We start from the raw sequence: 13662 nt of genomic DNA on the forward strand, positions 1-13662 counted from the left end.
GGCGGCGGTGGGCGCCGCGCATGGTGCGCCGGGTTGCGGGGAGTTCCGCGAGTGCTTCCATGGAGGTAGGTGTCGGCGCCCGCGGTCGCTCCGTTTCGAGAGCCTTCTCGGAAGGAGACGCACGATGACGAGGGTCGTCCGCCGCCCGCCCGGCAAGGAGCGGCCGCGCAACGCGCCGATGGCGACGCTGGCCCCGAGACGTGCGGGCAGCTGGGCCAGGCACGGATTCGTGGGCCACTGGCATGCGCTGACGATCCGTCTGGAGGCCCGCCGCGGCGCCACCCGCCCCAGGAAGTGGCGTCGATGGATCTCCTACACCAACGTCACCCGGGCCATCTGGCTGGTCGCCGCACTCGCGCTGCTCGCCTGGTGCGTGGAGGGCCTGTACATCCTGATCACGCAGGACACGACCGGCTTCGAGCAGTGGCGGAAGGGCAACGAGGGGTTCGAAACGGTCCTGCGCTTCGTCGGCCCGGTGCTCACCGCGTCGGTCGCCGCCACGCTCTTCCTGTTCTGGTGGTACCGGTGGACCAAGCGGCGCTACCTCGCGAAGGCGCGGGACGATCCCTGGCGGCTGGTGCCCACCGCCGGACCGGACACCGCCGAGATCGTGGGCCGGGAGGAGATCGCCCAGGTGCTCGCCGAACGGCTGCGGGAACGCGACACGCGCCGGCCCTATCTGCTCGTCGGCGGCGTCGGGGTGGGCAAGACCGCCGTCCTGGTACGGCTCACCGAACTGCTGGCCCAGCAGAACGCCGTACCCGTACCGATCCGGCTGCGGGACGCGACCGACGGAACCGAGCTGAACTTCGAACGCATGGCCAGGCGTCGTTTCGCCGAGGAGGCGCCCAGGGGCATCCTCGCCCGCGGCAAGACCGAGCGGGTCTGGCAGCAGTTGCTCGCCGACGACAAGCCGGTCGTCATCGCGGACGGCCTGGAGGAGGCCCTCCAGGGCGACGGCCACCAGCAGAACCGGGACAACATCATCCGGCGGGCCATCGAGCGCGCCCACGAGGAGAAGCTGCCCCTTGTCATCGCCTCACGACCGCACAGCCCGTTGGAGAGAACCTCGGCGGCGATCGTGGAGCTGGAACCGCTCAGCGAGGAGGAGGCCCTGCGCTTCGTCCAGGCGCATGGCCCGGAGACGGACGAGCGCCGCGTGGACTGGATCGTGGAGACGGCGGAGGTGACCGAGTCACCCGTCTATCTCCAGGTCGCCCGGGAACTGCACCGCCACGGAGCCCTGGAGCACGACCGGCCGGACACCGACCCGCAGCATATGAGCACCCGCGGCCGGGACCGCGGCACGCTGCGCCTGTGGCTGCTGGAGACGTGGGACCACGCGGTGTGCCAGGGCCGGCTGCGCGAGGACGTCGCGCTCACCCCGCAGGAGCGCCGGGACACCCTGGAGGTGGTGTCGGCCATGGCCTGCGTCGGGCTCCTCCAGGACAAGCTGGAGGTGGGCTTCGGGGAACTGCTGGACACGGACGTCCACCCCGGCCCGACGCGGCGCGCGCAGGTCAGGGCCACACACCTGTGGACCAGCCGGCGCGCCTTCGACCGGTACGGAAGACGCGGGAACGTCCTCTCCGAGTGGCACCGGCAGCAGATCTGGGACGCGCTGTGCGAGCGGCTCGGCGAGGAGGAGCGGAAGCGGCTGCGCGAGGGGAACATGGACCAGTGCCGTGCCGCCCTCGCACGCTTCGTGAGGAACGCGGACAAGCTCTCCCTGGTGGAGGGCTTCGAACGCAGAGTCCGGTTCCCGCACAGCATCATCCAGGCCTACTACGGCTACCGCGTCCTGAACCACCTGGGCGAACGGGGCGCCGGAGAGCTCGTCGAGCAGGCGCTTCAGCCGCCCGGGCCCAGTCGTGAACTGCTCATCGCTCTGGTGCTGCTGTCCCGCCGGCGCGCGGCGAAGCTCAGGGCCCGCGGGGGAGGCGTCCGCGCCGAGGTGAAGAAGGAGATCGAGGAGCTGGTCCGTCAGTCACCCGTGCGGGGGCACACCTTGGCGTACCGGCTGTGCAGGGCAGCGGACCGCCGTACCGACGACCCGAAGGCCCTGGACCTCTACGTGGCCGCGGTGGAGATCGAGAGCGTGGAGGACGAGCCGCGACTGCTCGGCGACATCGTGGAGCGGGTGCGCAGGAGCTGGGCCGGTTTCAAGGGCGATCGGCGCACCCTGGGCGACGCGAAACTGAGACTGCTCAAGCAACTCGGAGCCGCGTTGCGGGGCGTCTCCGACCGGATCGACACCACCCCGCTGTACGCACAGCTCTTCGAGATCGGCGTGCGGGAGCCCTCCTACTCCATACGCCTGGCCGCGGCGCAGGAGTTCGGCACGGGCGGCAACGCGGCGTTCGCCGTGATCCGCGGACGGGTCGGGCTGCACAGCGACCCCATCAAGGAGTACGACGACAGGCTCGGGGCCTTGAAGGCATGGAAGCGGCAGGAGTACGAGAAATGGGCCGAGCGCATGGGCGTGGCGAGGGCCGCCGCACCTTCACGGGCCCGGTCCGAGCGCATCGGCCGCCTACAGCAGGACCGGCGGACACTGAACCGGGACTACCGCAGGAAACGGGTCGATCTGTTCCGGGAGTTCGTGATGCGTGCCTGGCTGATCCCCATGCTGCTGGGCTCGGTCGACGAGGCCCACCGTGACGAGGCCCGGGAACGCCTCACCAAGTGGCTGCGCCACCTCGACCCGAAGGCCACGGGCGGCGCACCCGACCTCCCCCTCGCCTTCGAGGCCGCGCTGGCCCAGGGATTCAAGTACGCGGCCAACCGTCGCATACGGCATCCGCAGGCATACTCGGGCGGTCGCGCCGACCTGATCCGCCAGGCGGAGACCGTGCTGCAGCAGTCCCGGTGCTGGTACTCGCAGCTCATCCTGCTCCAGGCACTGTGCCTGTGGGAGCTTCCGGACGGCGTCCACGAGCACGACGAGGAGGCAGCGGCGGCCCCGGGCGACCGTGACGGGCCACGCGAGCCGACCCAGGTCATGGGCGGGGCGACCGCGATACGGACCGTGGAGCGCTGGCTGTCGATGGCCGGCACGGTGAACAGGGCGCCCGGCCAGGCCCACGCGAACGGCGACCCGTCCCGGCGGCCCCTGCATCCGTTCGTCGCCGAGGCGGGCGACCTGGTGGCCCTCGCGCTGGAGACCGGGCAGCCGGAGCGCTTCCTGTGGATCGACGAGAAGGGCGTCGCCGACAACATCGGCGCGCGCACCGGCCACCCGGAGGGATATCGCAAGCACAGCCTGTGGATCCCGCCCTCGGTCGGGTGGAGCACCCTCGACGCGCGCGCCCAGCGTCTCGTCGCCGACGTGCTGGTGATGCTGAACCTTGTCGAACGGGACGGCCACCCGGACGAGGTCGAGGAGCGGATGGCCCGCGCGGAGCAGCCGCGGATGTCGCTGCCGCCGTGCATCCGCGGCGACCGCGGGCCGCTCCGGCCCGACCTGCGTGCCGGCATCTCGGACCCGCCCACGCCGGGCACCTCCTGCCTGCCCGACTGCAAGTTCCAGCTCTGCCCCTACCCGCCCCGCGGTTGCGTACCGCGAGGGGAGATCCGGGAGCCGTTCTGCCGCCAGCAGCAGGCGCTCCTGCCGGGACGTCTGCGACGGTGGCTGCCCAGGGGTGTGCGGAGGAAGACGCCGCACTGGGTCAGTATGCGGGTGCGGGAACTGGACTACTTCTGGGGCGCGATGGCCAGGCGCACGCGGGACTAGCCGACGGTGGGTACGACGACGGGCCGCCGGATCTCCTCCGACGGCCTGCCGATGTCACGTGGTTCAGTGGGAGGTGCCCGCCGTGGCCGGCGGCAGTTCCACCTGGACGCCCGCGTCGCCCGCGTCCGCCGTGTAGTCCTCGGGCTTGGTCTCGTCGATGCCCTCCGGGGCCTTCGCGGCCTTCAGGACGAAGGTCAGGACCACCGTGACGACGACGTTGAGCACGAACGCCGTGAGGCCGATGTAGCCGATCTCACCGATGCCCGGGATCTCCTTCGACGAGCCGCCGAAGTGCTTCTGCGTCGGCGAGGCGACGCCGTACGCGGCGACCGTGCCGTAGACCATGCCGACCGCCCAGCCGGCCAGCAGCGCCCACCGGTGGAACCAGCGGGTGAACAGGCCGCCGACCAGGGCCGGGAAGGTCTGCAGGATCCAGATGCCGCCCAGGAGCTGGAAGTTGATCGCGACCGTCTTGTCCATGGTGAGGACGAAGGCCAGGGCGCCCACCTTCACCAGCAGCGAGACCAGCTTGGAGACCTTGGTCTCCTGCGCGGGCGTGGCGTCCGGCTTGATGAAGTCCTTGTAGATGTTGCGGGTGAAGAGGTTCGCGGCCGCGATGGACATGATGGCGGCCGGGACGAGGGCGCCGATGCCGATCGCCGCGAAGGCGACGCCCGCGAACCAGGCCGGGAACATGTCCTCGAAGAGCTGCGGGATCGCCAGCTGGGGGTTGGTGGCCTTGACCCCGGCCGCGATCGCCATGAAGCCCAGCAGGGCGAGCAGGCCGAGCATGAGGGAGTACAGCGGCAGGATCGTGGTGTTGCGGCGGATCACCTCACGGCTCCTGGAGGAGAGCGTCGCGGTGATCGAGTGCGGGTACATGAACAGCGCGAGCGCCGAGCCCAGCGCCAGCGTGGCGTACGTCCACTGACCCGCCTCGGGCGGCACCAGGCCGCCGGCCTTGGCCGCCGTGTACTTCTCGTTCGCCGCCGTGAAGATCTCGTCGAACCCGCCCAGCTTGATCGGGATGTAGATGATCGCCACCGCGATGACGATGTAGATCAGCGTGTCCTTGACGAACGCGATCAGCGCGGGGGCGCGCAGCCCCGAGGAGTAGGTGTACGCCGCCAGCACACCGAAGGCGATGAGGAGGGGGAGGTCCTTGATGAACCAGTTCGTGTTCTCGCCACCGCCCACGCCCATCACGTCCAGCACCGCCTGGATGCCGACGAGTTGGAGCGCGATGTACGGCATGGTCGCCAGGAGACCGGTGACGGCCACGGCCAGCGACAGGCCCTTCGAGCCGAAGCGCCCGCGCACGAAGTCCGAGGTCGTCACATAGCCGTGCTTGTGGGAGACCGACCACAGGCGGGGCAGGAACGTGAAGATCAGGGGGTAGACGAGGATCGTGTAGGGCACCGCGAAGAAGCCCGCCGCGCCCGCCGCGTAGATCGCCGCGGGTACGGCGACGAAGGTGTACGCCGTGTACAGGTCGCCGCCGAGCAGGAACCAGGTCACCCAGGTGCCGAACGACCGGCCGCCCAGGCCCCATTCGTCGAGGCTGTGCTCGTTCTCGGCCTTGCGCCAGCGCGCGGCCAGGAAGCCCATGACCGTCACGGCCAGGAAGAAGAAGATGAAGACGCCGAGCGCGACGCCGTTCACGCCGTCGTTCATTCCGACGCACCGCCCTTCTGGGAGGCACGCGCGCGCTGGTCACGCTGCCACAGCTTGTACGCGACCATCGTCAGCAGGGTGGAGATCAGGACCCACAGCATCTGGTACCAGTAGAAGAACGGGATGCCGGCCAGCTCCGGGTCGGTCTTGGCGTACGAACCCACCCACAACATCGCCACGAAGGGCGCGACGAGACAGAGCGCGATGACGACACGCACCGGTGTCACCACCCCTCTGTTCACCTCTGGGGCATCTGACATCTGACGGCTCCGTCCCCTCACTGATCACCTGTGAAACGCCCGGGCAATGTAGGTGACGGTGCAACTACAGCGGAAGACCCTGTCCGCATATCGGATGTGGAGGATTGGTGTGCACGGCAGCCGTACGGTCGTGATGCATCGGCAAGTCCTCCCGTCCATGCGGCGACGGGAGGAACGTAGAACAGGAAGAGGGGAAGCGCTACACCGCGTGCGCCACCGCAAGGGGGCTAATCCTGCGGCCGCTTGAGCCGCGCCACGAACTTGTACCGGTCCCCCCGGTACACCGACCGCACCCACTCCACCGGCTGCCCCTGCCGGTCCAGCGAGTGGCGGGACAGCATCAGCATCGGCAGGCCCACGTCGGTGCCGAGCAGGCCGGCCTCGCGCGGCGTGGCCAGGGAGGTCTCGATGGTCTCCTCGGCCTCGGCGAGATGGACGTCGTAGACCTCGGCGAGCGCGGTGTAGAGGGAGGTGTACTTGACCAGGGAGCGGCGCAGGGCCGGGAAGCGCTTGGCGCTCAGATGGGTGGTCTCGATGGCCATCGGCTCGCCGTTCGCCATGCGTAGTCGCTCGATGCGCAGCACCCGGCCGCCGGCGGTGATGTCGAGCTGGTCGGCGAGGCGGTCGTCGGCGGTGATGTAGCCGATGTCCAGCAGCTGCGAGGTGGGTTCCAGGCCCTGGGCGCGCATGTCCTCGGTGTACGAGGTGAGTTGGAGCGCCTGGGAGACCTTCGGCTTGGCGACGAACGTGCCCTTGCCCTGGATGCGCTCCAGGCGCCCCTCGACGACCAGCTCCTGGAGGGCCTGGCGCACGGTCGTGCGCGAGGTGTCGAACTCGGCGGCCAGGGTGCGCTCGGGCGGGACCGGCGTGCCGGGCGACTGCGTCTCCGTCATGTCGAGCAGGTGCTTCTTCAGGCGGTAGTACTTGGGCACGCGCGCGGTACGAACGCCTGCCCCACCCTCGTTCTCCGCACTGCTGACATCGGTACTCATGGTCTGCCTTCCCGGCTCCGGATGCGGGTCACATCGTGATCCCTTCTGTATACCGTCGCCCGCCTCTTTTGGTCTAGTCCACAGCTGCATGTGGTCTAGCGGACGAGAGTACTCCGGCGTCGGTCTTTTCGCTGCCTTCTTACTTAAAGGTTCCTGCATATGTAGGTCCCATAACGGCTGGTCAGGGGCTATTCGGCCACCCTTGACACGCTTCGTGGCCTGGTCCAAGCTCCCCCTACTGGTCTACACCATTGGTCCAGGTCCCGGCCCGTTGGCGGGGGAGGTGTGGGCATCCCTGAGGAGGGTGGCGTGAAGCGCAAGCTGATATCCGCGATCGGTGTCGCGGGCATGATGATCTCCCTGGCGGCGTGTGGGGGCGACAACGGCGACGGCGGGGACAAGGCCGGGGCGGACGGGTACGCGGGCCAGACGCTCACGGTGTGGGTGATGGACGGCTCCTCCCCGGACCAGTGGCAGAAGGACGTCGCCGCGGCCTTCGAGAAGAAGACCAAGGCCAAGGTCAAGTTCGAGATCCAGCAGTGGAACGGCATCCAGCAGAAGCTGACCACCGCCCTGTCGGAGGAGAACCCGCCGGACGTCTTCGAGATCGGCAACACCCAGACCCCGGCCTACGCCAAGACCGGCGGCCTCGCCGACCTCGCCGACCTCAAGACCGAGATCGGCGCCGACTGGACCGCGTCCCTCAACGAGTCGTCCATCTACGACGGCAAGCAGTACGCCGCCCCGTGGTACTTCGCCAACCGCGTCGTCCTCTACAACAAGAAGGTCTGGGCCGAGGCGGGCATCAAGGACACCCCCAAGACCCGCGACGAGTTCTACGCCGACCTCAAGCAGATCGGCGAGAAGACCGACGCCGAGCCCATCTACCTGCCGGGCCAGAACTGGTACCACTTCGTCGGCCTGACCATCGGTGAGGGCGCCGAACTGGTCAAGAAGGACGGCGACAAGTACGTCTCCAACCTCGACGACCCGAAGATCGCCGCCGCCATGGAGACGTACAAGAAGTTCCAGGCGCTGTCCAAGGCCCCCAAGGACAAGGACGAGGCCACCCCGCAGCAGGGCGAGGTCTTCGGCAAGGGCGACGTCGGTGCCTTCATCGGCATGGGCTGGGAGGCCGGCATCGCCATCAAGGCCAACCCGAAGATCGAGAAGGAGATCGGCTACTTCACCATCCCGGGTGCCACGGCCGACAAGCCCGAGGGCGTCTTCCTCGGCGGTTCCAACCTCGCGGTCGCCGCGGGCAGCGAGAAGCAGGAGCTGGCCAAGGAGTTCCTGAGGATCGCCCTGTCCGACCAGTACGAGGGCGAGCTGGCCAAGCTCAACGGCGTCATCCCCAACAAGGAGTCGCTGCAGACCAACCTCAAGGGCAACGCCGTCGCCGAGGCCGCCGCGCCGGCCGCCGCGGGCGGTGGCACCACGCCGCTGATCCCGGAGTGGGCCGCCGTGGAGAACGCGCCCAACCCGATCAAGACGTACATGACCGCGGTGCTGAACGGTAAGTCGCCGGCCGAGGCCGCCAAGCAGGTCGAGGACGAGTTCAACAAGCGCCTGTCGCAGCAGCAGTAAGCAGCAGCAGTAAGGCGCCGGTGTTCGCGCCGGGGCGGGGATGCGCATGCCGCCCCCGCCCCGGCGACCGCACGCGGGTCTACGTACGTAGGTCGAGAAGAGAGATCGCGAGCATGACCGTGCAGACCGAACGGCCGCCCTCCGGCCCGGTGGACGTGACCAAGAGGGATGAGAGCGGGTCCGCCGGCCCGCGGCCCCGAGCCGCGTTCCGCGCGGGCGCGCTCACCCCGTACCTCCTGCTGCTGCCGGCCTGCGCGGCCACCGTGCTGCTGCTCGGCTGGCCGCTGCTGAAGGACGTCCTGCTGTCGTTCCAGAACCTCAACATGGCGCAGCTGATCCAGCACGTCACCGAGTGGAACGGCATCGACAACTACAAGGAGGTCCTCACCGGCGAGGACTTCTGGCGCGTCACCCTGCGCTCGATCCTGTTCACGGCGGTCAACGTCGTCCTGATCATGGTCATCGGCGCCCTGGTCGGCCTGCTGCTCGCCCGCCTCGGCCGACGGATGCGGGTCATGCTGCTGGTCGGGCTCGTGCTGGCCTGGGCGATGCCCGTGGTCGCCGCGAGCACCGTCTACCAGTGGCTGTTCGCGCAGCGATTCGGCGTCGTCAACTGGGTCCTGGACAAGCTGGGCTGGCACTCGATGGCCGACTACAGCTGGACCAGCAGCCAGATGTCGACGTTCTTCGTGGTCACCTTGCTGATCGTCTGGATGTCGATCCCGTTCGTCGCGATCAACCTCTACGCCGCTACGACCACCATCCCGGGCGAGCTGTACGAGGCCGCGGCGCTGGACGGCGCGGGCGCCTGGAAGAGCTTCACCACGGTGACGCTGCCGTTCCTGCGCCCCTTCCTCTACGCCACGACCTTCCTGGAGATCATCTGGGTCTTCAAGGCGTTCGTGCAGGTCTTCACCATCAACGGCGGCGGCCCCGACCGGCTCACCGAGATCCTGCCCGTCTACGCCTACATCGAGGGCGTCGGCAACCAGCACTACGGCATGGGTGCGGCGATCGCCGTCCTGACCATCCTGATCCTGCTCGGCCTCACCGCCTACTACCTGCGGATCGTGCTCAAGCAAGAGGAGGACGAGCTGTGAAGCGCTCGCTCTTCGGCCGCCTGTGGCCCAATGTCACGGCCGTCGTCCTGTTCATCGGCTTCGTCTTCCCCGTGTACTGGATGTTCTCCACGGCCTTCAAGCCGACCGGCGACATCATCTCGCGGGACCCGGTCTGGTTCCCGACCGACATCACCTTCGAGCACTTCAGGAAGGCGACCGGCGTCGACCACTTCTGGACGTACGTCTCCAACTCGCTGATCGTCACGCTGTGCGCGGTCGGTCTCGCCCTGGTCGTCGCGCTCGCGGGCTCCTTCGCGCTGGCCCGGATGCGGTTCAAGGGGCGGCGGGGCTTCGTCATCGGCTTCATGCTGGCCCAGATGGCACCGTGGGAAGTCATGATCATCGCGATGTACATGATCGTGCGGGACGCGTCGATGCTGAACAGCCTCGTGCCGCTCACGGTCTTCTACATGATGATGATCCTGCCCTTCACCATCCTGACGCTGCGCGGCTTCGTCGCCGCCGTGCCCCGGGAGCTGGAGGAGGCCGCGATGGTCGACGGCTGCACCCGGTCCCAGGCGTTCCGCAAGGTCATCCTGCCGCTGCTGGCGCCGGGCCTGATGTCCACCTCGCTCTTCGGCTTCATCACCGCATGGAATGAATTCCCTCTGGTCCTGGTGCTGAACAAGGAGGCGGAGGCACAGACCCTGCCACTGTGGCTGTCCAGCTTCCAGACCGCCTTCGGCAACGACTGGGGCGCCACGATGGCGGCGTCCTCCCTCTTCGCCATTCCGATCCTGGTCCTCTTCGTCTTCTTGCAACGCAGGGCTGTCAGCGGACTGACGGCCGGCGCGGTGAAGGGATAACGCAAAGCGATGACGACATTCGCCAGCGGTACGACCTCGAAAGACGGGCTCACGCGCGATGCGCTGACGGTCCTTCAACCGGGTTTCACCGGCACCACCGCCCCCGACTGGCTGCTGCGCCGCCTCGGTGAGGGCCTCGCCTCCGTCGGCCTGTTCGGCCGCAACATCGCCTCGCCCGAGCAACTGGCCGCCCTGACAGCCCAGTTGCGCGCCGAGCGGGACGACGTGCTCGTCGCGATCGACGAGGAGGGCGGCGACGTCACCCGCCTGGAGGTGCGCACCGGCTCCTCCTTCCCCGGCAACCACGCCCTGGGCGCCGTGGACGACGTGGAGCTGACGCGGGAGGTGGCGTCCGAACTGGGCCGTCGCCTCGCCGCCTGCGGGGTGAACCTCAACTGGGCCCCGTCGGCCGACGTGAACTCCAACCCCTCGAACCCGGTCATCGGCGTCCGCTCCTTCGGCGCCGACACCGCCCTGGCCGCCCGCCACACCGCGGCCTACGTCACCGGCCTCCAGTCGGCGGGAGTGGCGGCCTGCACCAAGCACTTCCCGGGCCACGGCGACACGGCGGTCGACTCCCACCACGCCATGCCCCGCATCGACGCGGACACCTCGGTGCTGGCCGACCGCGAACTCTCCCCGTTCCGCGCGGCGATCACCGCCGGCACGAGGGCGGTGATGAGCGCGCACATCCTCGTCCCCGCCCTGGACCCCGACCACCCGGCGACCCTCTCCCGCCCGGTCCTGACCGACCTCCTCCGCGGCGACCTGGGCTACACCGGCCTGATCGTCACCGACGGCATGGAGATGCAGGCCATCGCGGCGACCTACGGCATCGAACGCGGCAGCGTCCTCGCCATCGCGGCCGGCGCCGACGCGATCTGCGTGGGCGGCGGCCTGGCCGACGACGAGACGGTACGACGCCTGCGCGACGCCCTGGTCGGGGCGGTCCGCTCGGGCGAACTCCCCGAGGAGCGACTGGCGGAGGCCGCGGAACGGGTCCGAGAGCTGGCCCGCTGGACGGCGACCGCGGCACCGGCGACCGACGGCGACCGCCGGACGGACGTGGGCCTCGTCGCGGCCCGGCGCGCGTTGCGGGTGACCGGCGCGGCAGGTGAGGGGGCCTTCACCCCTCTCACCGAACCGCCCTATGTCGCCGCCTTCACTCCGGTCGCGAACATCGCGGTCGGTGACGAGACACCGTGGGGCGTCGCCGCCGAACTGGCCCGGCTGCTGCCCGGCACGGAGACCGGCAGCTACACGGGTGAGGACGCCGGCCGTGCGGTCCTGGAAGCGGCCGGCGGGCGCCGAGTGGTGGCCGTGGTCCGTGACGAACACCGCCACCCCTGGATGGCAACGGCGCTCGACACCCTGTTGCGGGCCCGCCCGGACACGATCGTCGTCGAGATGGGCGTGCCACAGGCGAAGCCCCGCGGCGCCCTGCACCTCGCCACACATGGCGCGGCACGCGTGTGCGGGCTCGCCGCGGCGGAGGTCATCGCCGGGGCGTGAGCCCTCCCAGCGCGACCTTAGCTGTTGCAGCTGTGCCCTCGAATGTAGTACTTCTTATACATGAGCGAGCAGGTGCACAACAGGTTGGCGATGGTGCGTGCCGAACGCAAGGTGTCGCGCCAGAGCCTGGCCGAGGCAGTGGGAGCCCACTACCAGACCATCGGCTATATCGAGCGGGGGCAGTACAACCCGAGCCTCGACCTGGCTTTGAAGATCGCGAAGTTCTTCGATCTGCCGGTCGAGGCCCTGTTCTCCCTCGAACCGTTCCGCCCGCTCACGGATGAGGTCTACGGGAGGAAACAGTCATGACGCCCACACAGCTGACGCGCTACGACCGGAGCATGCTGCGGTTGATGAACGACCGCCGAGGGCGCCCGCTGTACGCCACCACCAAGCGCCGCCGGCTGGTCGTCGCCGCGCACGTCACACTCACCGTGGCCATCGTGGCGCTGACCGGCTACTTCTGCCTCGCGCGGGCCGAGCCGGTGTGGCCCGCCGCCGTCGCCGCGGTGCTCATGCTGCCCTGGATGACGGCGACCGGCGTGATCAACGGCGCCACCCGCGGCCTGCTGGAACTACGCGAACGCGCCCTGGACGAGCGCCAGTCGGCGGAGCGCATGCGGGTGCTCGCCCGCGCCCACCGCCTGATGACCTGGCTGCTGGCCGGATCCGTCGCCGGCCTGCTCGCGGCGGGCGCTGCCGACGGCGACGCCCTCCGCTTCTACGCGGCACCCGTCCTCGCCACCGTCCTCGTGGCCCACTGGCTGATGCCGCTCTGGGTGGCCGGCCTGACCGCCCAGGACGAGCCGACCGAGGACGAGCCGGCCGTCCTCTAGGGGCAGCTCGTACCCGGCGGGAACCGGGCCAGGTCCGGCGCAGAGCCGGGCGCAGCGCACGGCGGGCTCCCCGACGCGGATGCGGATGCGGGTGCCCGCCGTACGCATGGACGGTCTCCTGGACGGTCCATGCGCCGCACCCTGGCCCGGGCCGTCGCCTAGATCCCCTGCCAGTCCGGCTTGTTGGCGTACGTGTGCCGGAAGTAGTCCGCCAGCTTCAGCTTGGACGCGGCGGCCTCGTCGACAACGACCGTGGCATGCGGGTGCAGTTGCAGCGCCGAGGCCGGGCAGACGGCCGCGATCGGTCCCTCGACGGTCGCGGCGACCGCGTCCGCCTTCCCCTCCCCGGTGGCCAGCAGCACCAGATGCCGCGCCTCCAGAATCGTCCCGATCCCCTGCGTGATGACATGCTGCGGCACCTGCTCGATGTCGCCGTCGAAGAACCGCGCGTTGTCGACCCGGGTCTGCTCGGTCAGCGTCTTGATCCGCGTCCGCGAGGCCAGCGACGAGCACGGCTCGTTGAACCCGATGTGCCCGTCGGTCCCGATCCCGAGCAACTGCAGATCAACGCCCCCGGCCGCGGCCAGCGCCGCGTCATAGGCCGCGCAGGCCCCCTGGACGTCCTCGGCCGTACCGTCCGGCCCCATGAACGCGTCCATCCCGATCCCGAGCGGCTCCAGCACCTCCCGGCGCAGCACCGACCGGTACGACTCCGGGTGCTCGGCGGGCAGGCCCACATACTCGTCGAGCTGCGCGATCCGCGCCCTCGCGACGGCCACGGCGCCGGCGCGCACCTTGGCCGCGAGCGCCGTGTAGACGGGGAGCGGTGTCGACCCGGTGGCCACGCCGAGCAGGGCGTCGGGCCTGCGCCCGAGCAGCTGGGCCATGGCCTCGGCTATCAGCTCGCCACCCGCCTTGGCGTCCGGAACGATGACAACTTCCACGCTGGCCTGCCGATCTGAAGAGGGACTTCAAGGGCACCCTGAAGGGGCATGTGGTTTAGACCAATCTAACAGAGCGGAGTCCCGCGGCCCAGGTGAACGGAAGCCTCGCGGACATTTCGGGAGCCCGTCGGGAAGGCGTCATCCCGCGTGGGGGAGTGGAATGGAGACTGTCCGTCCGAAGCGCCGGACGCCCGGCC

The 13662-nt window shown here is 69.5% G+C and carries 11 protein-coding genes; 7 read left to right on the forward strand and 4 right to left on the reverse strand.

What is annotated here, in order from left to right:
- Positions 1–124 precede the first annotated feature (124 nt).
- Positions 125–3733 (forward strand): NACHT domain-containing protein, encoded by a 3609-nt coding sequence (locus ACFU95_RS03325; RefSeq protein ID WP_383820984.1) that lies wholly within the window; start codon positions 125–127, stop codon positions 3731–3733.
- Positions 3734–3796: 63 nt separating this feature from the next.
- Here the strand turns inward: ACFU95_RS03325 and mctP are convergent, their stop codons facing one another.
- From mctP to ACFU95_RS03340, 3 genes are all read right to left on the reverse strand, one after another.
- The gene (gene mctP / locus ACFU95_RS03330; RefSeq protein WP_383820987.1) at positions 3797–5407 is read right to left on the reverse strand and encodes a monocarboxylate uptake permease MctP; all 1611 of its coding nucleotides are present in this window, start codon (positions 5405–5407) and stop codon (positions 3797–3799) included.
- Positions 5404–5667 (reverse strand): DUF3311 domain-containing protein, encoded by a 264-nt coding sequence (locus ACFU95_RS03335; protein WP_383820990.1) that lies wholly within the window; start codon positions 5665–5667, stop codon positions 5404–5406. Before ACFU95_RS03335 ends, mctP begins: the two co-directional genes overlap by 4 nt.
- A 227-nt stretch (positions 5668–5894) precedes the next feature.
- On the reverse strand, positions 5895–6659 hold the full coding sequence (locus ACFU95_RS03340) for a GntR family transcriptional regulator (RefSeq protein WP_383820993.1): 765 nt from the start codon (positions 6657–6659) through the stop codon (positions 5895–5897).
- A gap of 309 nt (positions 6660–6968) precedes the next feature.
- Here ACFU95_RS03340 and ACFU95_RS03345 point away from each other — a divergent pair, with 309 nt between their 5' ends.
- From ACFU95_RS03345 to ACFU95_RS03370, 6 genes are all read left to right on the forward strand, one after another.
- Positions 6969–8246: an extracellular solute-binding protein gene (locus tag ACFU95_RS03345; RefSeq protein WP_383820995.1), complete on the forward strand. Its 1278-nt coding sequence runs from the start codon at positions 6969–6971 to the stop codon at positions 8244–8246.
- Positions 8247–8359: 113 nt separating this feature from the next.
- Positions 8360–9346, forward strand: a complete 987-nt coding sequence (locus ACFU95_RS03350) for a carbohydrate ABC transporter permease (protein WP_383820997.1) — start codon at positions 8360–8362, stop codon at positions 9344–9346.
- Positions 9343–10173: a carbohydrate ABC transporter permease gene (locus ACFU95_RS03355; protein WP_383821000.1), complete on the forward strand. Its 831-nt coding sequence runs from the start codon at positions 9343–9345 to the stop codon at positions 10171–10173. Before ACFU95_RS03350 ends, ACFU95_RS03355 begins: the two co-directional genes overlap by 4 nt.
- A 9-nt stretch (positions 10174–10182) precedes the next feature.
- Positions 10183–11685 carry a glycoside hydrolase family 3 protein gene (locus tag ACFU95_RS03360; RefSeq protein WP_383821003.1) on the forward strand — a complete coding sequence of 501 codons (1503 nt, stop codon included), beginning with the start codon at positions 10183–10185 and terminating at the stop codon, positions 11683–11685.
- 60 nt (positions 11686–11745) lie between these two features.
- A complete protein-coding gene (locus tag ACFU95_RS03365; RefSeq protein ID WP_031479464.1) occupies positions 11746–11994 on the forward strand; it encodes a helix-turn-helix transcriptional regulator in 249 nt (82 codons plus the stop codon).
- On the forward strand, positions 11991–12521 hold the full coding sequence (locus tag ACFU95_RS03370; protein ID WP_383821007.1) for a hypothetical protein: 531 nt from the start codon (positions 11991–11993) through the stop codon (positions 12519–12521). Before ACFU95_RS03365 ends, ACFU95_RS03370 begins: the two co-directional genes overlap by 4 nt.
- A 158-nt stretch (positions 12522–12679) precedes the next feature.
- Here ACFU95_RS03370 and nagB read toward each other — a convergent pair whose 3' ends face one another.
- On the reverse strand, positions 12680–13465 hold the full coding sequence (nagB, locus tag ACFU95_RS03375) for a glucosamine-6-phosphate deaminase (protein WP_383821010.1): 786 nt from the start codon (positions 13463–13465) through the stop codon (positions 12680–12682).
- Positions 13466–13662: the final 197 nt, after the last annotated feature.

The sequence above is a fragment of the Streptomyces sp. NPDC057623 genome (assembly GCF_042800355.1).
GTDB lineage: Bacteria > Actinomycetota > Actinomycetes > Streptomycetales > Streptomycetaceae > Streptomyces.